The sequence below is a fragment of the Novosphingobium indicum genome (assembly GCF_014645195.1).
Taxonomy (GTDB): domain Bacteria; phylum Pseudomonadota; class Alphaproteobacteria; order Sphingomonadales; family Sphingomonadaceae; genus Novosphingobium; species Novosphingobium indicum.
Window position 1 is genome coordinate 135,048 of sequence record NZ_BMLK01000007.1, and the last position, 21,688, is coordinate 156,735.

Sequence of the window (21,688 nt, forward strand, 5' to 3'; positions counted from 1 at the left end):
GATGGCTGTTCTGCATTCCGCACCGAAGTACGCGTCGAACGAAGGCGTCATCGAGACGCTGACCGGCGCACTCGGCCCCATGCTGCTTGCCGCGAGGGAAGAGCATGGCGAGATCGTGCTCACCATCGTGCGCGACCGGATCGAGGACGCGCTGCGCCTGCTGCGCGACGAGCACGGCTACCAGCAGCTCATGGAAATGGCGGGTGTCGACTATCCGTCGCGGCCCGAGCGCTTCGAAGTCGTCTACATGCTGCTCTCGCTGACGAAGAACCATCGCCTGCTGGTGAAGGTGAACGCGTCCGAAAGCACGCCGGTGCCGACCGCGACCACGCTGTGGTACAACGCGGGCTGGCTAGAGCGTGAAGTGTTCGACATGTACGGCGTGATCTTCTCGGGCAATCCGGACCTGCGCCGCATCCTCACCGATTACGGTTTCGAGGGGCACCCGCAGCGCAAGGACTTCCCGCTCACCGGCTATCAGGAACTGCGCTATTCCGAAGAGGACAAGCGCGTCGTCTACGAGCCGGTGCAGCTTGCGCAGGATTTCCGCAGCTTCGACTTCATGAGCCCTTGGGAAGGCGCCGACTACGTGCTTCCGGGCGACGAGAAGGCCGCCAAGCAGCCCGCGCCGCCGCCGGTTGCCGAGCCCAAGACCACTGAGAAGAAGGGTGACAGCGGCGCCGGCGAGCCGACCAACGGCAAGGCCGAGGAAAAGGTTTCCGCGCCGCCGCCTGACCAGAAGGTGACGGGCGAGAACGAGAAGGACGCGCCGAAGCCGACCGAGAACCGGCCCGACAAGGCCGCGCGCGAACAGACGGCTCAGGACACCAAGGGCGCGACCGAACCCAAGGACTCCAAGGAGGACGGCAAATGAGCATGCAGCTCGAACAGTCCCCCACCACCGAGGGCGAGATCGTCACCAACTACACGATCAACTTCGGTCCCCAGCACCCGGCGGCACACGGCGTGCTGCGCATGGTCATGGAGCTTGACGGCGAAGTGATCGAGCGCATCGATCCGCATGTCGGCCTGCTGCACCGCGGCACCGAAAAGCTGATCGAGCACAAGACCTACCTTCAGGCGCTGCCGTATTTCGACCGGCTTGACTACTGCTCGCCGCTGGCGATGGAATACAGCTACGTTCTCGCCATCGAGAAGATGCTGAACCTCGAAGTGCCGCTGCGGGCCCAGTACCTGCGCGTGCTGTTCGCCGAGCTGACCCGCATCTGCAACCACATGCTCAACATCGGCAGCCACGTCATGGACGTGGGCGCGATGACGCCGAACCTGTGGCTGTTCGAAATCCGCGAGGACTGCCTCAACTTCTTCGAGCGCGCTTCGGGCGCCCGCATGCACTCGGCCTGGTTCCGTCCCGGCGGCGTGCATCAGGACGTGCCGCTCAAGCTGCTGGCGGACATCGCCGAGTGGCTCGACACGCGCCTGCCGACGCTGTTCGAGGACGCAATGAGCCTCGTCGTCGACAACCGCATCTTCAAGCAGCGCAATGTCGACATCGCGGTCGTGTCGCGCGATGACGCGATTGCCTGGGGCTTCTCGGGCCCGATGATCCGCGCCGCGGGCATTCCCTGGGATATCCGCAAGAGCCAGCCCTACGACGTCTATGACCGCATGGACTTCGAAATTCCGGTTGGCACCAACTCCGACTGCTATGACCGCATGATGGTCCGCGTCGAGGAAGTGCGCCAGTCCGCGAAGATCATGAAGCAGTGTCTGGCGGAAATGCCCGAAGGGCCGATCAGCTCCGAAGACCGCAAGGTCGTGCCGCCCAAGCGCGCCGAGATGAAGAGCTCGATGGAATCGCTGATCCACCACTTCAAGCTCTACACCGAAGGCTTTCACGTCCCGGCGGGCGAAGTCTACGTTGCGACCGAAAGCCCCAAGGGCGAATTCGGCGTCTATCTCGTCTCGGACGGCTCCAACAAGCCGTACCGCTGCAAGATCCGTCCGACCGCGTTTTCGCACCTGCAGGCGATGGACTTCATGTCCAAGGGCCACATGCTGCCCGACGCGACGGCCATTCTCGGCGCGATCGACGCCGTTTTCGGGGAGTGCGACCGGTGAAACTGAGCAGCATCGAAATGATCCGCGTATGGGCGGCCGCGACCGGCCTGTTCCTCGTCGCGCTGTACTTCGGCGTGATCTCGACGGGTACCGAGCCTTCGCCGCTCATTGCGATGCTGGCGACCGCCATCGCCGGTTTCGAAATTTTCTTTTTCGGCCAGGATCAGTGGCTGAAGCGCAGAGGTAAGCATGGCTGACCGCTATATCGAACCCGATACGCCCGAGCTGCGGGCGCGTTGGGGCAATTTTGCCTGGACCGACGAGAACGCCGCCAAGGCGAAGGACATCGTCGCGCGCTATCCCGAAGGGCGTCAGCGCTCTGCGGTGATGCCGCTGCTCGACCTTGCCCAGCGCCAGGTCGGGGCTGAAGAGAACACGCAAGGCTGGCTGCCGATCCCGGTGATGGAATATGTCGCGGACTATCTCGACATGCCGATCATCCGCGTGGTCGAGGTCGCGACCTTCTACACGATGTACAACGTCGCCCCGATCGGCCGTTTCCATGTGCAGGTCTGCGGCACGACGCCGTGCATGCTGCGCGGTTCGGACGACATCATCGAAGCCTGCAAGAAGCGCGGGATGAAGAAGGGCCACACCACCGGGGACGGCCTCTGGTCGTTCACCGAAGTGGAGTGCATGGGCAACTGCGCCTCGGCGCCGATGGTGCAGATCAACGACGACAACTACGAGGACCTCACGCCCGAGCGCCTCGATACTGTGCTCGATGCGTTGGCCAGGGGCGAGACGCCCAAGGCCGGCACGCAGGAGCCGGGCCGTCACACGGTGGAGCCTTCGGGCGGGCCGTCCTCGCTGACTGCGATGGTCGGCGAGAACCACGATTATCGAGGGGAGTGGTGATGACTTCCATGTCTGCCCCCCATTTCTTCGTCATTGCGAGGAGCGAAGCGACGCGGCAATCCAGAGCGTCGCGCGCCATCGCCCTGGATTGCTTCGCTACGCTCGCAATGACGAGCGGGGAGTTTGAACTGTGAGCTTGCAGGACAAGGACCGCATCTTCACCAACGTCTACGGCTATCAGTCGTGGCACCTGAAGGATGCGCAGGCGCGCGGCGCCTGGGACAACACCAAGGATATCCTTGCCAAGGGCAGGGAAGCCATCATCGAGGAAATCAAGGCGTCGGGCCTGCGTGGCCGTGGCGGCGCGGGCTTCCCGACCGGCATGAAATGGTCCTTCATGCCAAAGCAGCCGCCGACGGATCACAACGGCAATCCCAAGCCGAGCTTCCTCGTCATCAACGCCGACGAATCCGAGCCGGGCTCGTGCAAGGACCGCGAGATCATCCGCCACGATCCGCACATCCTGCTCGAAGGCGCGCTGGTTGCCGGTTTCGCAATGGGCGCGCGGGCTGCCTATATCTACATCCGCGGCGAATACATCCGCGAGGCGGAGACGCTCTTCGCCGCGCGCGATGAAGCTTACGCAGCCGGCCTGCTGGGCAAGAACGCCTGCGGTTCGGGCTACGACCTCGACGTCTTCGTCCATCGCGGCGCGGGCGCCTACATCTGCGGCGAAGAAACCGCGATGATCGAGAGCCTCGAAGGCAAGAAGGGCCAGCCCCGCCTCAAGCCGCCGTTCCCGGCCGGCGCGGGCCTCTATGGCTGCCCGACCACGGTCAACAACGTCGAATCGATCGCCGTTGCGCCCACCATCATGCGGCGCGGCGCGGCGTGGTTCTCCAGCTTCGGCCGCGAGAACAACAAGGGTGTGAAGCTCTTCCAGGTCTCCGGCCACGTGAACAAGCCGTGCGTCGTGGAAGAGGAAATGGGCATCCCCTTCAGCGAGCTGATCGAAAAGCACTGCGGCGGTATTCGCGGCGGCAAGGACAACCTGCTGGCGGTGATCCCCGGCGGTTCCTCGGTCCCGCTGGTTCCGGCAGAGCAGATATGGGACGCGCCGATGGACTTCGACGGCCTCAAGGCGCTGGGCTCCGGCCTCGGCACTGCCGCCGTGATCGTCATGGACAAGTCCACCGACATCGTGCGCGCCATTTCGCGCCTGTCCTACTTCTACAAGCACGAGAGCTGCGGCCAGTGCACGCCGTGCCGCGAAGGCACGGGCTGGATGTGGCGCGTGATGGAGCGCCTGCGCACCGGCGAAGCGGCGGTCGAGGAAATCGACATGCTGCAGCAGGTCACCAAGCAGGTCGAAGGCCACACCATCTGCGCGCTGGGCGACGCTGCCGCCTGGCCGATCCAGGGCCTCATCCGCCACTTCCGTCCCGAGATCGAGCGCCGGATCGAAGAGCGTCTCGGCTCGCTGCAACAGGCTGCCGAATAATGCCAAAGGTCAAAGTCGACGGCGTCGAACTCGACGTCCCCAACGGCGCAACCGTGCTGCAGGCCTGCGAACTGGCCGGCAAGGAAATCCCGCGCTTCTGCTATCACGAGCGGCTGTCGATCGCCGGCAACTGCCGCATGTGTCTGGTCGAGGTGAAGCCCGGACCGCCCAAGCCGCAGGCCTCCTGCGCGCTCCCGGCGACCGAGGGCCAGGAAATCCGCACCGACAGCGAAATGGTCAAGAAGGCCCGCGAAGGGGTGATGGAGTTCCTGCTCATCAACCACCCGCTCGACTGCCCGATCTGCGACCAGGGCGGCGAATGCGACCTGCAGGACCAGTCGGTGGCCTATGGCCGCGGCGGCTCGCGCTATCACGAGAACAAGCGCGCGGTCACCGAGAAGTACATGGGCCCGCTCATCAAGACGACGATGACGCGCTGCATCCACTGCACCCGCTGCGTGCGTTTCTCCGAAGAGATCGCTGGCGTCGACGAGATCGGCGCGCTCTATCGCGGCGAGAACATGCAGATCACCACGTATCTCGAGCATGCCGCCAAGCACGAGATGTCGGCCAATGTGATCGATCTCTGCCCGGTCGGCGCGCTGACCTCGCGGCCCTATGCCTACGAGGCGCGGCCCTGGGAGCTGAAGAAAACGCTCGGCATCGACGTGTCCGACGCGATCGGCTCGAACATCCGCATCGACAGCCGCGGCCGCGAAGTCCTGCGCGTGCTCCCGCGCGTCAACGACGACGTCAACGAGGAGTGGATCAGCGACAAGGCGCGCTACATGGTCGATGGCCTTGTGAAGCGCCGTCTCGACAAGCCCTACCTGCGCCGCGACGGCAAGCTCGTCCCCGCAAGCTGGAACGAGGCTTTCGAAGCCATCGCAACGCTGAACCCCGGCAAGTCGATTGCCGCCGTGGCCGGCGACATGCTCGATTGCGAAACGATGTTTGCCGCCAAGAAGCTGGTCGGTGCGCTCGGTTCGGACCTGCTCGAAGGCCGCCAGACCGGCATGGACTACGACACGTCGAGCCTGGCCGCAGTGAACTTCAACACCACGCTCAACGGCATCGAGAGCGCTGATGCGATCCTGATCGTCGGCAGCAACGTGCGCGCCGAGGCGCCGCTGGTGAACGTCCGCCTGCGCAAGGCGGTGAAGCGCGGCGCCAAGGTCTTCCTGATTGGTCCCGAGTGGGACACCACCTTCGGCGGCGAGTTCCTCGGCGACGATCTTTCGAAGATCGGCGACCTGCCGAACCACGTTTGGGAAACGATCCGCGATGCCAAGCGTCCGGCGATCATCGTCGGCGGGGCAGGGCTGGGCCGTGGCGGTCTCGAGGCCGCGCTTTCGGTCGGCGAGCAGATCGGCATCGTGCGCGAGCTGGAAGACGGCACCACGTGGAACGGCTTCAACGTCCTGCACATGGCGGCAAGCCGCATGGGCGGGCTGATGCTGGGCTATGCGCAAAAGGGCGGCCTGGCGGATATCGTCGCGGCCAAGCCCAAGGTGCTGCTCTCGCTCGGCGCCGATGAAGTGGACTACACACGGTTTGCCGACTCGATGATCGTCTACATCGGCCATCACGGCGACAAGGGCGCCCATGCCGCCGACGTCATCCTGCCGGCCGCGGCCTACACCGAGAAGGCGGGCACTTACGTCAACACCGAAGGCCGCGTGCAGCTGTCCGACAAGGCGGTGTTCGCGCCGGGTGACGCGCGCGAGGACTGGACGATCCTGCGGGCGCTCGCCGATGCCTTCGGCGTCGAGCTGGGCTTCGACAGCTTCGAGGAATTGCGCGCCGCGATGATTTCCGAGGTTCCGGCCCTTGGCAGCGAAGGCCTGGCGGACTACGGGAGCGACCTGCCAGCCGGCGGCGGTTCCGCATCCGGCCAGATCGCCTACCCGGTCAAGGACTTCTACATGACCAATCCCATCGCTCGCGCCAGTGCGACCATGCAGCGCTGCTCGGCAGAACTGCTGCACGGCGAGGAGATTGCGGAGGCCGCGGAATGATGCTTGCACAACATCCGCTCGCCCTGAGCCTTTCGAAGGGCGTTGGCGCGTCGGGCTTCTACAAGCTCAGCCTGAGCGGGGAGAAGATCCAGTGACCGCCTTCTTCCAATCTCTCGGCATGTCCTATGACTGGGCGTGGTTCGTCGCGACGGTCTGCGGTATCCTGCTGATCGCGCTGCCGCTGATGCTGGTGGTTGCGATGACCATCTACGCTGACCGCAAGATCTGGGCCGCCATGGCGCTGCGCCGCGGTCCGAACGTGGTCGGCCCGTTCGGTCTGCTCCAGTCCTTCGCGGACGGCCTCAAGGTCTTCCTGCAGGAAACCATCATCCCCTCGGCCGCGAACAAGGGCATCTTCCTGATCGCGCCGGTCGTGACCTTCACCGTCGCGCTGCTTGCCTGGGCGGTGATCCCGTTCAATTCAGGCGCGGTGCTGGCGGACATCAACGTCGGCCTGCTCTACGTGCTCGCGATCAGTTCGCTGGGTGTCTACGGCACGATCATGGCGGGCTGGGCTTCGAACTCGAAGTACCCGTTCTTCTCCGCGATGCGCGCTTCGGCGCAGATGATTTCCTATGAAGTCTCGATTGGTTTCATTCTGATCTGCGTGGTCCTGTGGGCCGGCACGTTCAACATGAACGACATCGTCAAGGCGCAGCAAGGTCATCTCTGGATCCTGAACGGCTTCGTGTTCAATCCGCTGCTGTTTCCGATGTGGGTGATGTTCCTCATCTCCTCGCTGGCCGAGACGCAGCGCGCGCCGTTCGACCTTACCGAGGCGGAATCCGAGCTCGTCGCCGGGTATCAGACTGAATATTCGTCGATGGCCTTCGCCGCCTACTGGCTCGGCGAATACGCCAACGTACTGCTGATGTGCGCGCTCAACGCGACGCTGTTCTTCGGTGGCTGGCTGCCCCCGCTCGACATCCCGGTTCTGTACCTCGTGCCCGGCTTCGTCTGGTTCCTGCTCAAGGTGCTGTTCTTCTTCTTCGTCTTCTCCTGGGTGAAGGCGACCGTCCCGCGCTACCGCTACGACCAGCTGATGCGTCTGGGTTGGAAAGTCTTCCTGCCCGTATCGCTTGGCTTCGTCGTGGTGGTCTCGGGCTACCTGATGCTTACGAGGTATGCAGTATGAGCGTCGCTCAACTCGTAAAATCCTTTACGCTCTACGAGTTCGTGAAGGCGCACTGGCTGACCTTGAAGTACTTCTTCAAGCCCAAGGCGACGATCAACTATCCCTTCGAGAAGAACCCGCTCTCGCCCCGCTTCCGCGGTGAGCACGCGCTGCGCCGGTATCCCAACGGTGAAGAGCGCTGCATCGCCTGCAAGCTGTGCGAGGCGATCTGCCCGGCGCAGGCGATCACCATCGAGGCGGCGCCGCGCGAGGACGGTTCGCGCCGCACCACGCGCTACGACATCGACATGACGAAGTGCATCTACTGCGGCTTCTGTCAGGAAGCCTGCCCGGTAGACGCGATCGTCGAGGGGCCGAACTTCGAATACGCGACCGAAACGCGCGAAGAACTGCTCTATGACAAGGCTAAGCTACTGGCGAACGGGGACAAGTGGGAGCGGGCGATTGCCGCGAACCTTGAAGCCGATGCGCCGTATCGGTAGGGGGCGCTCGGGGTCATGATTCACGTTATCGCCTTTTACCTGTTCGCCGTGATGACCATCGCGTCCGGCGCCATCACCATACTCTCGCGTAACCCGGTGCACTCTGTGCTCTGGCTGATCCTGGCGTTCTTCAATGCCGCGGGTCTGATGATCCTGGTCGGTGCCGAATTTATCGCCATGCTGCTGGTCATCGTCTATGTCGGCGCGGTCGCGGTGCTGTTCCTGTTCGTCGTCATGATGCTGGACATCGACTTCGCCGAACTGCGCGCCGGTTTCGTCAAGTACTTCCCGTTCGGGACGCTCGTCGCGCTCGTGCTGCTGGCCGAGATGGTTCTCGGCATCGGGGCCTACAAGGCCGGTGCTATCCAGCTCGGAACGCCCGACGGTACGGCGGCAACGCCTGCCGGCACGACCAACATCGAGGCGATCGGCGGGCTGCTCTACAGCCGCTACCTGTTCCTCTTCGAAGCGGCGGGCATCATTCTGCTGGTGGCCATGATCGGCGCCATCGTGCTGACCCACCGTCAGCGCGGCGACACGCGCGGCCAGAAGGTCTCCAAGCAGATCGCACGCCGTCCGGAAGAGGCGACATTCAACGTCAAGCCCGAAGTCGGCAAGGGGGTTCAGCTGTGATCGGTGTCGAACACTATGTCGTGGTGAGCTCGATCCTCTTCGTGCTCGGCGTCCTCGGCATCTTCCTCAACCGCAAGAACGTGATCGTTCTCCTGATGGCGATCGAACTCATCCTGCTTGCGGTGAACCTCAACCTCGTGGCGTTCAGCGCCTTCCTCGGCGACCTGACCGGACAGATATTCGCGATGTTCGTGCTGACGGTAGCCGCCGGCGAGGCAGCAGTGGGGCTTGCAATCCTCGTGATCTACTTCCGTGGCCGCGGCTCCATCGCCGTCGACGACGTCAACCGGATGAAGGGATAAAAACATGTCCCTGATCCAAGTCCCGCTCAGCCTGAGCTTGTCGAAGGCCGCGCGCAAACCCCTCGTACTTCGACAGGCTCAGCACGAGCGGTTCGGGAGGACGCAGTGAGTTCCAGCATTCTCATCATCGTCTTCCTGCCGCTGGCGGCAGCGATCATCGCCGGGCTTGGCAACAAGCAGCTCGGCAATGTTCCGGCGAAGGTCATCACGACCGGCGCGCTGTTCATTGCCTGCGCGTTGTCCTGGCCGATCTTCCTCGGCTTTCTCAGCGGCAGTGCTGAAGAGACCGTGGTGCCGGTGCTCAAGTGGGTGGCCTCGGGGACGCTCACGTTCGACTGGGCGCTGCGCGTCGACACGCTGACCGCGGTCATGCTCGTCGTCGTCACCTCGGTCTCGGCGCTCGTGCACCTCTATTCGTGGGGCTACATGAGCGAAGAGCCGGATCAGCCGCGCTTCTTCGCGTACCTATCGCTTTTCACGTTCGCCATGCTCATGCTGGTAACCGCCGATAACCTGGTGCAGATGTTCTTCGGTTGGGAAGGCGTGGGCCTTGCCTCGTACCTGCTGATCGGTTTCTGGTTCCGCAAGCCGTCGGCGAGCGCCGCCGCGATCAAGGCCTTCGTGGTCAACCGCGTGGGCGACCTCGGCTTCATGCTCGGCATCTTCGGCACGTTCCTGGTGTTCGGCACTGTCTCGATCCCCGAGATACTTTCGGCCGCGCCCGGCATGGCCGGGTCGACCATCGGCTTCCTCGGCATGCGCTTCGAGACGATGACGATACTGTGCCTGCTGCTGTTCATCGGCGCGATGGGCAAGTCGGCGCAGCTCGGTCTGCACACCTGGCTTCCCGACGCGATGGAAGGCCCGACTCCGGTTTCGGCGCTGATCCACGCCGCCACCATGGTTACCGCGGGCGTTTTCATGGTCTGCCGTCTTTCGCCGATGTTCGAGGCGAGCCCGACGGCCGCGGCTTTCGTGACGGTGATCGGTGCGGCTACCTGCTTCTTCGCGGCGACCATCGGCTGCACCCAGTGGGACATCAAGCGCGTGATCGCGTATTCGACCTGCTCGCAGCTCGGCTACATGTTCTTCGCGGCCGGCGTCGGTGCCTATGGCGCGGCCATGTTCCACCTGTTCACGCACGCCTTCTTCAAGGCGCTGCTGTTCCTTGGTGCCGGTTCGGTGATCCATGCGATGCACCACGAACAGGACATGCGTTTCTACGGCGACCTGCGCAAGCATATCCCAACGACGTTCTGGGCAATGACGGCCGGTACGCTGGCCATTACCGGTGTCGGCATTGCAGGCCTCGTCGGTTTCGCGGGCTTCTATTCGAAGGATGCCATTCTGGAAGCGGCCTTCGGCGCCGGTTCGGCATCGGGCAATTTCGCGTTCTGGATGGGCATCTTCGCCGCACTGATGACCAGCTTCTACTCCTGGCGTCTCGTCTTCCTGACCTTCTTCGGAAAGCCGCGCTGGGCCGGTTCGGAGCATATTCAGCACGCGGTCCATGGCGATCACCACGATCACCCGGATGAGGAAGATTCCGGCGAGCATACCGATGCGCACTCGGCCCACGGCGCTGCCGCGCACGAGGGCACAGCCGGCTATCATCCGCATGAAAGCCCCTGGGTCATGCTGGTGCCGCTGATCGTGCTTTCGATCGGTGCCGTCGCTGCCGGCTTCGTGTTCCATCACGAGTTCATCAGCGAAGGCACGGGCGAGTTCTGGAAGGGTTCTCTGGTGTTCGACGAGCACCTGATCCACGCGATGCACGAAGTGCCGACGTGGGTGAAGTGGGCTCCCTTCACGGTCATGGCGCTCGGCCTGCTGACCGCATGGTACGGCTACATCAAGAACACCAGCTTCCCGGCGGCCGTCGCCGAGCAGCTCGGGCCGGTCTATACCTTCGTGTACCGCAAGTGGATGTTCGACGAACTGTATCACTACATGTTCGTGGTCCCCGCGTTCTGGATCGGTAAGGTGTTCTGGAAGGTTCTCGACATCGGCGTCATCGACCGTTTCGGTCCGGACGGCGCCGCCTGGGCCGTGGCCAAGGGTTCGACTTACGCGCAGAAGGTCCAGTCGGGCTATCTGTACAGCTATGCTCTCATAATGCTGCTGGGCCTTGTCGGCGCCATCAGCTGGGTGATCGCGGGATAAGATGATGGGTGGTTTTCCGATCCTCAGCGTGATGTTGCTGGTGCCGCTTGCGGCAGCAGTAGCGTGCCTGTTCCTCGAGGCGAAAGCGGCGCGCAATCTTGCGCTGATCGCGACGCTTGTCGATCTGGCGCTCGGTATCGTGCTGTGGCTGAATTTCGACGTGGGCGGCGCCCAGTGGCAGTTCACCGAGCGTCTGGAGCTCTTCTCGGGCTTCTCCTATGCGCTCGGCATCGACGGCATTGCTCTGCTGCTGATCGAGCTGTCGGTGTTCCTCATGCCGATCTGCATCGGCGCGAGCTGGAACTCGATCGACAAGCGCGTCGGCGAATACATGGGCGCTTTCCTGCTCATGGAAACGCTGATGATCGGCGTGTTCGCCGCGCAGGACATCTTCCTGTTCTACATGTTCTTCGAAGCCGGCCTGATCCCGATGTACCTGATCATCGGCATCTGGGGCGGGCAGGACCGCATCTACGCGGCCTACAAGTTCTTCCTCTACACGCTGCTCGGCTCGGTGCTGATGCTCGTGGCCATGCTCTACATGGTCAACGTGGCCGGTACGACCGACGTGCCCACGCTGATGGCCTACAACTTCGATCCGTCGGTGCAGACGTGGCTGTGGCTGGCCTTCTTCGCCAGCTTCGCGGTGAAGATGCCGATGTGGCCGGTCCATACCTGGCTTCCGGCTGCCCACGTTCAGGCACCGACCGCCGGTTCGGTCATTCTGGCCGGCGTGCTGCTGAAGATGGGCGGTTACGGCTTCATCCGCTTCTCGCTGCCGATGTTCCCCGAAGCCTCGGCCGGGTTCGCGCCGCTGATCTGGGGCCTGTCGATGGCCGCCGTCGTGATCACCTCGCTGATTGCGCTCGTCCAGCACGACATGAAGAAGCTGATCGCCTATTCGTCGGTCGCCCACATGGCTATCGTGACGATCGGCCTGTTCGCCTTCAACCAGCAGGGCCTCGAAGGCTCGATGATGGTCATGCTCAGCCACGGCCTCGTTTCGGGCGCGCTGTTCCTGTGCGTGGGCATTATCTACGATCGCCTGCACACCCGCGAGATCGATCGCTATGGCGGCCTGGCGATCAACATGCCGCGTTACGCGCTGTTCTTCCTGCTCTTCACGATGGCCTCGATCGGCCTTCCGGGCACCAGCGGTTTCGTCGGCGAGTTCCTGAGCCTCGCGGGTATCTACGAGGTCTCGACCTGGACCACGCTGATCTGCGCCACCGGCATCATCCTCGGCGCGGCCTATATGCTCTATCTCTATCGCCGGGTCGTTTTTGGCGAGCAGAAGAACGCCGATGCCGCCGCCATGGCCGATCTTGACGTCCGCGAATACCTGATGGTCGTTCCGCTGGCGCTCGCGGTGCTGTGGATGGGCATCTACCCCGAGAGCTTCATTGCTCCGATGCGTGGCGATATCGCCGCGCTCGAAGCCCGGCTCGCCAGTGCGGCGCCGGAAGGGGACAGCAAGGTGGCCATGGGGGCTGCCACGAGCAAAGACACGTCTGCGCACGAAGACAATGCTGCGCATGAGGGGGCACACTGATGGACTGGTCGCAGTCGCTGCGCCTGATCGCGCCGGAAGAAACTCTTAGCATTGCAGGCCTCGTCCTGCTTCTCGTCGCAGCCTGGGGCGGGGACAAGGCAAGCCGCCTGATCTCGATCCTCGCGGTAGCCGCACTTGTCGCGGCCAGCGCGCTCGTCGCGCCGGCGCTGTGCGGCGGGGCCATGGGGCCGGATACCTCGGCCTTCTTCGGTCAGTTCTACGCCGACGCCTTTGCCAGCTATGCCAAGATCCTGATCTATATCTCGGCCGCCGCCACGCTGGTCATCGCGCCCGCCTTCTTCGAGCGCTACAACGCGATGCGTGCCGAATTCCCGGTGCTGGTGATCTTCGCCGCGCTGGGCATGGGCATCATGGTTTCGGCCGGCGATCTCATCACACTCTACATCGGTCTCGAAATGAACTCGCTCGCTGCCTACGTGCTGGCCGCGTTCCTGCGGACCGACGGACGTTCGGCAGAGGCGGGCCTCAAGTACTTCGTGCTGGGCGCGCTGGCTTCGGGCATCCTGCTGTTCGGTATGAGCCTGATTTACGGCTTCACCGGCACGACCGCCTTCTCGGGCATCAATGCCGTGCTGGCGGACGGTCTTTCGAACGGCGCGCTGTTCGGCATCGTCTTCATGCTCGCGGGTCTTGCCTTCAAGATCAGCGCCGTGCCGTTCCACATGTGGACGCCCGACGTTTACGAAGGCGCGCCGACGCCGGTGACGACGTTCTTCGCCACCGCGCCGAAGGTGGCCGCGCTGGGCCTGACGATGCGCGTCATGCTCGATGCTTTCGGGGATCAGGCCGCTGCCTGGCAGCAGATCATCCTGTTCATCGCGCTTGCCTCGATCGTCGTCGGTGCCCTCGGCGCCATCGGTCAGAGCAACATCAAGCGCCTGATGGCCTACTCGTCGATCAACAACGTCGGCTTCATCCTTGTCGGTCTCGCCGTGGCGACTCCGCAGGGTGCCTCGGCCATGCTGTTCTACCTCGCGATCTACGTTGCGATGTCGCTCGGCGGTTTCGTTGCGATCCTGATGCTCAAGGACGAGAAGGGCGACTACGTCGAGGACATCCCGAGCCTCGCCGGTCTGTCGCGCACGCGTCCGGGGCTGGCGCTGGGTCTGGCGATGATCATGTTCAGCCTTGCCGGTATCCCGCCGCTGTTCGGCTTCTGGGGCAAGTTCCTGGTCTTCAAGGCGGCCGTCGATGGCGGGATGATCGCGCTGGCCGCTCTCGGCTTCGCAGCCTCGGTCATCGGCGCCTTCTACTACCTCAAGGTCGTGAAGATCATCTACTTCGACGAGCCTGCCGATGTGGTGAAGGGCGAGAGCGACGTGTGGCACAAGCTGATCCTCGTGATCTCCTGCGTGGTCATTTCGCCGCTGGGCTTCCTGCTCACCAAGTGGCTCGGCGGACTTACCGACACGGCTGCCACCGCGCTTTTCCATGCCCTTTGATCTGATCCGGGCGCTTTGATCCGGATCGTCCAGGAAACCGGTTCGACCAACGCCGATCTGGCCGCGCGCCTTGCGGGGGGGGAATACCTGCCAGAAGGCGAGTGGCTGGTGGCGGACCGTCAGGTAGCGGGGAAGGGCCGCCTAGGCCGCGTCTGGAACGATGGTGCCGGTAACTTCATGGGCTCGACGGTGATCCGGCCCGCAGCCGGCGATCCCTCGCCGGCAACGCTGGCACTGATGACCGGGCTGGCCGTTTACGAAGCGCTGGTGGGTTTCCTGCCCAGACAGTCCGACCTGCGGCTCAAATGGCCGAACGATCTGCTGCTGAACGACGCCAAGGTCGCGGGCATTCTGCTCGAAGCCGCAAACGGTGTGGTGATCGCGGGTATCGGGGTGAACCTGCACAGCGCCCCGGATATTCCGGGCCGCAAGGTCGTCGCGCTTTCCGACCTTGGCGTCGAGATCGGCCGCGACGGTTTCGCCCAGGCGCTTACGGTGTCGTTCGATCTGGAGCTCCAGCGCTGGCGCACCGCCGGCCTTGCCCCGCTGCTGCGTCGCTGGCAAAGTGCCGCGCATCCGTTGGGAACCCGGCTGACCGTGCTCCCTCCGGGGGAGGAGGCGCTGGAAGGCCGCTTTGCCGGACTTTCGCAGGAGGGCAATCTGTTGCTCGCACTCGACGATGGATCGCAGCGCACGATCCACGCCGGCGATGTCATGCTCGCCAGCGCCCCGCATTGAGGAAACCGTAAGCCCATGCTTCTCGCCATAGACGCCGGCAATACCAATGTCGTTTTCGCGCTGCTGGAAGGCCGCACCGTCAAGGGCCGCTGGCGAATCGCCACCGACCCGCGCCGCACCGGAGACGAATACGCCGTCTGGCTGATGCAGCTTCTCGCGATCCGCGGGATCGAGGCGAAGAGGATCGACCGGATCATCATCTCCACGGTCGTTCCGCGCGCGCTGCACAACCTTGAGGTGCTCTGCCGACACTACTTCAACGTCGAGCCGCTGATCGCCGGCGTGGGTGCCGCCGACTACGCGATCGACATCGATGTCGACGAGCCCAAGTCGCTGGGTGCGGACCGGGCCGTCAACGCCATTGCCGCGCACGCGAGGCACTCGGGCGACTTGATCGTCGTCGACTTCGGGACGGCGACGACTTTCGACGTGATCGACTTCCACGGCGCCTACAAGGGCGGCATCATCGCACCGGGCATCAACCTCTCGCTCGATGCGCTGGTGGGCAACACGGCGAAGCTGCCGCGCATTGCCATCGAAATTCCCGAGAGCACCAGCGTTATCGGCCGCAATACCGAGGATCAGATGCTGATCGGCGTATTCTGGGGCTATGTGGCAATGATGGAAGGGCTGATCGCCCGCATCCGCGCCGAAATCGGACGTCCCGCCAAGGTCATCGCCACCGGCGGCCTCGCGGTACTGTTCGACGAAGCGACCGAGATATTCGACTCGGTTGAGGCCGACCTCACTATCGAGGGTCTGGCAATTCTGGCTGAAAGGGCCGCATCCAAGTGATTCCCGGCAAGGAACTGGTTTTTTGCGCGCTCGGCGGCTCCGGCGAGATTGGCATGAACGTCAATCTCTACGGCTGTCAGGGCAAGTGGCTGATGGTCGACCTGGGCATGACCTTCGGCATGAACGAATACCCCGGCGTCGATCTGGTCTTCGCCGATCTCGAATTCATCGAGAACGAGCGGGAGAACCTGCTCGGTATCGTGCTGACCCACGCGCACGAGGATCACATCGGCGCGGTACCCTATTTCGCCGAAGATCTGGGCGTGCCGCTCTATGCCACGCCGTTCACCGCCAAGTTGGTGGCGGCGAAGCTCGAAGAGGCGGGGCTGCTCGATGTGGTCGAGCTGATCGTGATCGACGATCTCGAGCAATTCCAGATCGGCCCCTTCGGGATTCGCTACGTGCCGCTCGCGCACTCGATCGCCGAGGGCAATGCACTGGTGATCGAGACGCCCTATGGCCGCATCTTCCACACCGGCGACTGGAAGCTCGACGACGCGCCCCAGATCGGTACGCCGGCCACGGCCGAGGAACTGACCGCCATCGGCGACGAAGGCGTGCTGGCGCTGGTCTGCGATTCCACCAATGTCTTCAATGACAAGGCCTCCGGCTCCGAGGGCGAAGTCTACGAGGGCCTGCTCAAGGAAGTGAAGCGCCACAAGGGCAAGCGCGTGCTGGTCACGACCTTCGCGTCCAACGTGGCACGGCTGCAGACGCTGGGCGATGTCGCGCGCAAGACCGGGCGGCGGCTCTGCGTGGCGGGACGCTCGCTCGACCGGATCATCAGCACCGGGCAGGCCTGTGGTTACCTCAAGAAACTTCCGGAAATCGTCGACATCGACGAAGTGATGGACCTGCCGCGAGACGAAGTGCTGATCATCGCCACCGGCGGGCAGGGCGAGCCGCGCGCGGCATTGGCGCGCATTTCCGAAGGCAGCCATCCGATCAAGCTGGAAAAGGGCGATGTCGTGCTCTTTTCGAGCCGCCAGATCCCCGGCAACGAGCTCTCCATCGGCCGCATCCAGAACCGGCTTGCCGAAGCGGGCGTCGAACTCGTGACCGACCGGCAGAGCATGATTCACGTCTCCGGTCACCCGGGGCGTCCCGAACTCGAAACGCTCTATGGCTGGCTGCGCCCGCAGATCCTGCTCCCCGTCCATGGCGAGATCCGCCACATGAAGGAACAGGCCCGGCTCGGTCTTTCCTGCGGCATTCCCAAGGCGGTGTTCCAGAAGAACGGCGATCTCGTTCGCCTCGCGCCCGATCACCCCGGCAAATTCGGCGAAGTGCGCGCCGGTCGGCTCGTGCTCGATGGCGACATCATCACGCCATCCGATGGCGAGGCGATAGTGATGCGCCGGCGGATTGCCTACAACGGCGTGGTTTCGGTCGCGGCCGACCGCAAGGGCAATGTCGAAGTTTCCGCGATGGGCCTGCCGCTCGACGAGGATTACGCCGAATTTGTCGAGGAAGCCCGCCGCGATGTCGCCGAAGCGCTGCGCCGGGTGAAGAAGGGCGACCGCGAATCGCGCTCCGAAGCGTGCCGCCTGGCCGCGCGCCGCGCCGCAACCCGCTGGTCTGGCAAGCGCCCGCAGGTGCAGGTCCTGCTGCTGGAAGATTGACCCCATGCACATGCAGTGGTTCTCGATCGTCGCCATCTACGGCCTTTTCTGGGTGCTGAGCGCCTTTCTGGTCATGCCTTTCGGTTTGCGTACGCCGCATGAGGAAGGCGAGACGGTCGAGAAAGGCCATGCCGATAGCGCGCCGGTGAATTTCCGGCCGGGCAAGATCGTCTTGCGTGCGTCGCTGCTCGCGGCAGTGTTCTTCGCGCTGTATTACGCGAACTACGTGAACGGGTGGATCACGCTCGAGGACCTCAACTTCTTCGGCAAGCCGCCGGTGGAGGATCTGGGCTACTGATCGCAGGCATACCGTTCGCCCATGCCTGAGCTTCTTTCCTTTCCGTCCCAGCTAACTTATGCAACAACCCTGTTGTAAATAGTACGGGGAGAGGCTGCATGGACGTCACTGGCAAGGTGGTGCTTGTCACCGGCGGAGGTGGTGGCATCGGCGCGGGAATTGCCGAGGCGTTCGCCGAGAAGGGCGCCAGGGTCGCCGTTACCGACATCAATGGCACCTTTGCCGCTACGGAGGCCGAGCGGATCGGCCGCGGTGTGGTGGCGCTGGAGCACAACGTCACTTCCCCGGAGAGCTGGGAGGACGTGAAGGCAGCCGTCGAGGGCCTGTGGGGGTCAGTCGATATCCTGTGCAACAATGCCGGAATTTCGCTGCCCTTTCAGCCGATGGAAGCTGTCTCGCTCGACCAGTTCGACCGGGTCATGGCCGTAAACGTGCGCGGAGTGTTTGTTGGCTGCAAGACCTTCATGCCCGAAATGAAGACGCGTGGCAGCGGTCACATCGTCAATACCTCGTCAGTGAACGGACAACTGCCGCACCAGACTTTCGCGGTCTACTCGGCCAGCAAGTTTGCCGTGACGGCACTGTCCGAAGCGATCCGTGACGAACTGGCACCCTTTGGTGTCGGAGTCTCGATTCTCTATCCGGGTCTCACCCGCAGCCGTATGTCCGAAGGTCAGATCCCGGACTTGCCAGAAGATAAGCGCCAGGTGCTATCCGACATGATGATGGAGCCGATCTGGCTCGGCCGTGCCGTCGTGCGAGCCGTGGAGAACAACGAACTCCACATCATTTCGCATCCCGATCACCTGCCCGCCCTCGAGGCCCGGATGGACCGCCTGCATGCCGCATTCGGCGAACCGGCACAGCCCGGTTACATCGCGGCACGCATGCCGACGGGTTAGGTTCAGCCCCGCAGGCGCTCTATGCCCTGTGCCAGCGCCACGTAGAGCTTGCCCATGTCGGAGGAGAGCAGGGTGACCCCCAGCGCATTGCCGTCGCGGGTGGAGAGGACCTGACGCAGCACGGCTTCGAAGTCGTGGATGTAGCGGCTGACATGCTCGCGGAAGGTGTCGTCGCGCTCGAACAGCTGTTGGATCGCCTTGACCTCGGTGGTCTCCAGCAACCTGACGGCGCGGCGCGTGAAGATGCCGCGGTCGCCGCGCAGATAGGAGGCCCAGGCGGTGTCGGCGACATCGGCGGACAGGGCGCCGGCAATGTCGATCGAGTTCGAATTCAGCGATTCGGTGATCAGCGCCACACGGCGGCTGAAATCGTTGTCGACCTGCTCCTCGGCGCGATCGCGGGCATGGGCGACGCGGTTTTCGAGGTTACCGGTCAGCTCGTCGACCTTGGCGAGCTGGTCGCGCAGCTGGATCGTGGCTTCGCGGGTCACGCCGGAGGCATGGGCGACGGCCTGTTCGAGCTGGCCGGAGATCTCGGACACCTTCGAGCGCATGGCCTTGTCGATGGCCTTGCCGCTTTCCTCACCGAGGGTGCGTGCGACGGTGGCGATGCGCGCCGCGCTTTCGCCCTCGATCGCTTCCACCGCTTCGCTCAACGTCGCGCGCAGGGCCCCGATGGCCGCGGTCAGTTCGTCGCGCGCCTTGGCGCTGATCCGGTCCGTCGACAGATCGATGTCCGAAAGCGTGTCCTGCAGGTTGGCGAGCTGTTCGGCCTGGCGGTCGTTCTGGCGCGACACGGTGGACTGGGCATCGGCCAGGTTCGCCACCAGCGTCTGGAGATTGGCGCCCGACTGCTCGATGCCGGTCGCCAGGTCCTCGCCGCTTTCGGCGGATTGGCGCAGCACGGAGACGAGGGCCGAAACGCCGCTTTCGAGGCGGCTCAGGCGGTCTTCCGAAATGGCCAGCGCTTCGGGCAGCGCCGAGTGCGTGTTCTTGGCACTGGCCTGGATCAGTTCGAGCAGGCGGACCGAAGCTTCGGTCAGCTTTTCGACGTCGCTGTCGGTTGCCGAAAGGGTCGCGCGGGCAGAGGTCAGATGCCCAGTCAGCGCTTCCAGGCTGGCCTTCATGCGCGCTTCGGAATCGCCGCTTTGCGTGGCGATTTCGGCAAGGCGGGTTTCGAACCGTTCCAGCTCAGCCGTAACGACCTGCGCGCGTTCGCCCAGCGCCGTGGTCTGACGGCGATGGCGTTCGAGGCGTTCGGCAATGGTGCCGTCGAGTTCGCCCAGCATGTGCTCGATGCGGGCAATGGCGTGGCGTTCCTGCTCGACCTGCCGGGCCTGCCGCTCCTCTGCCTCGATGGCCATGCGCTCGCTGCGGGCATTGAGCGATTCGTCCATGCGCTCGGCTTCGGATTCGAGCGTGGCGAGCCGGCCGGCGATCGCGTCGATAGCAGTCTGCTGCGCGGCGGTGATGGCATCGGACGCGGCGGATTGTTCCGCACGCAGCGATGCCAGCGACGCCTTGAGCGTATCGAGCATGTCCTGATGGGTCTGCCGGAAACCGGAGGCGGCTGAACTCTGATCCTCGCGCAGGGAAACCAGCGACGCAGTGAGCGCATCGATCACGCTGCGATGGGCCTCTGCAACGCGGTCGGTCGTGGCGGATTGCTCTTCCTGAAGGGCATCCAGCGAAGCCTTGAGCGCACCGCGGGCGCGCTCTTCGCTTTCGCGCAGCGAACGAGAGACGACTTCGCTTTCATCGCGCAAGGCGACAAGGCGCGCGCGCAGCGACGTGAGGCTCTGCGCTTCGTGTTCGTCGAGCTCGTGGCGGGTCGATTCGATTTCATCGGCCAGCGCCGATGCGCGCGTGCGCAGCGAGGCGAGGGCATCGACTTCGTGCTTGTCCAGCTCGACGCGGAATTCCTCGCCGCGTTCGGCCAGCGCGGCGAAACGATCGTCGGCGATGGTCTGGAACTTGTCCGACTGGCGCTGGAACTCTCCGAGGGTCTCCTCGACGCGGTTGCGCAGCGATTCCACTTGCCGTTCGCTGGCCTTACCGAACTCGTTGAGCCGGGTGAAACCCTGCACCATGTTTTCGAGCTGGCCTTCGGCGGTGCGCCCGGCGTTGGCGATGTTGTTGGTGACGTCCTTGGCCGAGCTGGCGATCACGGGAAGCTGGCTGCGCAGCTTTTCCATGTTCTGCAGGGCAGCGTCGCTGACCGTGCTGATCGTTTCCACCCGCGAGCCATTGTCGCGCACGAGATCCTGAAGCCGTTCGGCATTCTGCGAAAGGCGTTCGGCGGCCATCCGGCCCAGCGATTCGAGATCGCGCGACTGGGCGGCAATGAATTCGCGCGCCAGGCTGAGTTCCCGGTTCACCGTGGTCAGACGCTGCTCGAGCAGCGCGGACTCGGTTGAGAGCGTGCGGGCGATGTCGCCGAAGCGCTTGCCCTCGCGGGCGCTGTGGCGCATCGCCAGCAGCCAGACGAGGCCGATCAGCAGCACCGGTACGCACCACTGCATGACGAGTTGGGGGATTTCGGCGGGCACGATTCCGGTCTGGAATTTCGGCAGCAGAGCCCACGCGAAGAGCGCGCTCCATGCCGCCATGGCCGCAGCGGCGAGAGCCGGTGCAATCCAGCCACGCGACGTTTGGGCATCGGCCGCCTCGTCGTCCTCGACCCAGGCTTCGTCCCAATTTTCCTGTTCGATGGCCTCTGCGCCGATCAAATCCGTGCCTTCAGCCGCCTGTTCCTGCGGGTTCTCGGCACTTTCGCTGCCATTCGCGCCGAACGCGATGATCCTGTTTTCCCCAGCCATCGATAATAGATACCACGAGCCGGGCGGCAATAAACCCTGGTTTAACGCTTTGGGCACTATCCTTGGGAAATGGCTTATGAACCAGGTGCCCTAGAAGAGACCCTCGCGGCGGCGGCAGGCGGCGATGCCGCGCTGTTTGCGGAGTTGCGCACGTCGTACATCGAGGGGGTCATGCGGCAGGCTGATCTGCTGCAGCGGTCGCGATGCGACGGCAACTGGCACGTCGCGGCAATGCGGCTCAAGGGCCTCGCTGCAAGCTTTCATTGTCCGCGTCTGCTCGATCTGGCCGAGGAAGCACTCGATGCGGCACCCGGCGATCCTGCCGTCATCCGGCGGCTGAAATCCTACGTCTCGGACTTTTCCGCCGGCTGATTTGCCCGTGCTG

20 protein-coding genes are annotated in these 21,688 nt (G+C 63.9%); 19 read left to right on the forward strand and 1 reads right to left on the reverse strand.

The window, feature by feature from the left end; all coding sequences use genetic code 11:
- The first annotated feature begins 1 nt into the window (after position 1).
- The 18 genes from IEX64_RS09065 to IEX64_RS09150 all read left to right on the forward strand — a co-directional run bounded on the left by IEX64_RS09065 (position 2) and on the right by IEX64_RS09150 (position 18,484).
- On the forward strand, positions 2-874 hold the full coding sequence (locus IEX64_RS09065; RefSeq protein ID WP_188819334.1) for an NADH-quinone oxidoreductase subunit C: 873 nt from the start codon (positions 2-4) through the stop codon (positions 872-874).
- On the forward strand, positions 871-2,082 hold the full coding sequence (locus tag IEX64_RS09070; RefSeq protein WP_188819335.1) for an NADH-quinone oxidoreductase subunit D: 1,212 nt from the start codon (positions 871-873) through the stop codon (positions 2,080-2,082). Before IEX64_RS09065 ends, IEX64_RS09070 begins: the two co-directional genes overlap by 4 nt.
- Entirely contained in the window at positions 2,079-2,279 is a 201-nt protein-coding gene (locus tag IEX64_RS09075) for a hypothetical protein (protein WP_229710165.1), read from the forward strand. Before IEX64_RS09070 ends, IEX64_RS09075 begins: the two co-directional genes overlap by 4 nt.
- Positions 2,272-2,940: a complex I 24 kDa subunit family protein gene (locus tag IEX64_RS09080; RefSeq protein WP_188819336.1), complete on the forward strand. Its 669-nt coding sequence runs from the start codon at positions 2,272-2,274 to the stop codon at positions 2,938-2,940. Before IEX64_RS09075 ends, IEX64_RS09080 begins: the two co-directional genes overlap by 8 nt.
- A gap of 130 nt (positions 2,941-3,070) precedes the next feature.
- Positions 3,071-4,381 (forward strand): NADH-quinone oxidoreductase subunit NuoF, encoded by a 1,311-nt coding sequence (nuoF, locus tag IEX64_RS09085; RefSeq protein WP_188819337.1) that lies wholly within the window; start codon positions 3,071-3,073, stop codon positions 4,379-4,381.
- Entirely contained in the window at positions 4,381-6,399 is a 2,019-nt protein-coding gene (gene nuoG / locus IEX64_RS09090; protein WP_188819338.1) for an NADH-quinone oxidoreductase subunit NuoG, read from the forward strand. The genes nuoF and nuoG overlap by 1 nt, the downstream gene beginning before the upstream one ends.
- Positions 6,400-6,490: 91 nt before the next feature.
- Positions 6,491-7,534 (forward strand): NADH-quinone oxidoreductase subunit NuoH, encoded by a 1,044-nt coding sequence (gene nuoH / locus IEX64_RS09095; protein WP_188819339.1) that lies wholly within the window; start codon positions 6,491-6,493, stop codon positions 7,532-7,534.
- Entirely contained in the window at positions 7,531-8,016 is a 486-nt protein-coding gene (gene nuoI / locus IEX64_RS09100) for an NADH-quinone oxidoreductase subunit NuoI (RefSeq protein WP_188819340.1), read from the forward strand. Before nuoH ends, nuoI begins: the two co-directional genes overlap by 4 nt.
- A gap of 15 nt (positions 8,017-8,031) precedes the next feature.
- A complete protein-coding gene (locus IEX64_RS09105; protein ID WP_188819341.1) occupies positions 8,032-8,649 on the forward strand; it encodes an NADH-quinone oxidoreductase subunit J in 618 nt (205 codons plus the stop codon).
- Complete coding sequence (nuoK, locus tag IEX64_RS09110) at positions 8,646-8,951, forward strand: NADH-quinone oxidoreductase subunit NuoK (protein ID WP_039284112.1); 306 nt, start codon at positions 8,646-8,648, stop codon at positions 8,949-8,951. Before IEX64_RS09105 ends, nuoK begins: the two co-directional genes overlap by 4 nt.
- Before the next feature lie 105 nt (positions 8,952-9,056).
- Positions 9,057-11,114: an NADH-quinone oxidoreductase subunit L gene (nuoL, locus tag IEX64_RS09115; RefSeq protein WP_188819342.1), complete on the forward strand. Its 2,058-nt coding sequence runs from the start codon at positions 9,057-9,059 to the stop codon at positions 11,112-11,114.
- Positions 11,115-11,118: 4 nt separating this feature from the next.
- Complete coding sequence (locus IEX64_RS09120) at positions 11,119-12,666, forward strand: NADH-quinone oxidoreductase subunit M (protein ID WP_188819343.1); 1,548 nt, start codon at positions 11,119-11,121, stop codon at positions 12,664-12,666.
- On the forward strand, positions 12,666-14,129 hold the full coding sequence (gene nuoN, locus IEX64_RS09125) for an NADH-quinone oxidoreductase subunit NuoN (protein ID WP_188819344.1): 1,464 nt from the start codon (positions 12,666-12,668) through the stop codon (positions 14,127-14,129). Before IEX64_RS09120 ends, nuoN begins: the two co-directional genes overlap by 1 nt.
- A gap of 15 nt (positions 14,130-14,144) precedes the next feature.
- Positions 14,145-14,867 carry a biotin--[acetyl-CoA-carboxylase] ligase gene (locus IEX64_RS09130; protein WP_188819345.1) on the forward strand — a complete coding sequence of 241 codons (723 nt, stop codon included), beginning with the start codon at positions 14,145-14,147 and terminating at the stop codon, positions 14,865-14,867.
- Between the two features lie 15 nt (positions 14,868-14,882).
- Positions 14,883-15,662: a type III pantothenate kinase gene (locus IEX64_RS09135; RefSeq protein WP_188819346.1), complete on the forward strand. Its 780-nt coding sequence runs from the start codon at positions 14,883-14,885 to the stop codon at positions 15,660-15,662.
- Positions 15,659-17,284: a ribonuclease J gene (locus tag IEX64_RS09140; protein ID WP_188819347.1), complete on the forward strand. Its 1,626-nt coding sequence runs from the start codon at positions 15,659-15,661 to the stop codon at positions 17,282-17,284. The genes IEX64_RS09135 and IEX64_RS09140 overlap by 4 nt, the downstream gene beginning before the upstream one ends.
- A 10-nt stretch (positions 17,285-17,294) precedes the next feature.
- Positions 17,295-17,582 (forward strand): DUF1467 family protein, encoded by a 288-nt coding sequence (locus IEX64_RS09145; RefSeq protein ID WP_188819446.1) that lies wholly within the window; start codon positions 17,295-17,297, stop codon positions 17,580-17,582.
- 98 nt (positions 17,583-17,680) lie between these two features.
- Positions 17,681-18,484 (forward strand): SDR family oxidoreductase, encoded by an 804-nt coding sequence (locus IEX64_RS09150; RefSeq protein ID WP_188819348.1) that lies wholly within the window; start codon positions 17,681-17,683, stop codon positions 18,482-18,484.
- A 2-nt stretch (positions 18,485-18,486) separates the two neighbouring features.
- On the opposite strand, the gene IEX64_RS09155 is transcribed toward IEX64_RS09150, so the two are convergent.
- Positions 18,487-21,303: a coiled-coil domain-containing protein gene (locus IEX64_RS09155; protein WP_188819349.1), complete on the reverse strand. Its 2,817-nt coding sequence runs from the start codon at positions 21,301-21,303 to the stop codon at positions 18,487-18,489.
- Positions 21,304-21,372: 69 nt separating this feature from the next.
- Here IEX64_RS09155 and IEX64_RS09160 point away from each other — a divergent pair, with 69 nt between their 5' ends.
- Positions 21,373-21,675: an Hpt domain-containing protein gene (locus tag IEX64_RS09160; RefSeq protein WP_188819350.1), complete on the forward strand. Its 303-nt coding sequence runs from the start codon at positions 21,373-21,375 to the stop codon at positions 21,673-21,675.
- Positions 21,676-21,688: the final 13 nt, after the last annotated feature.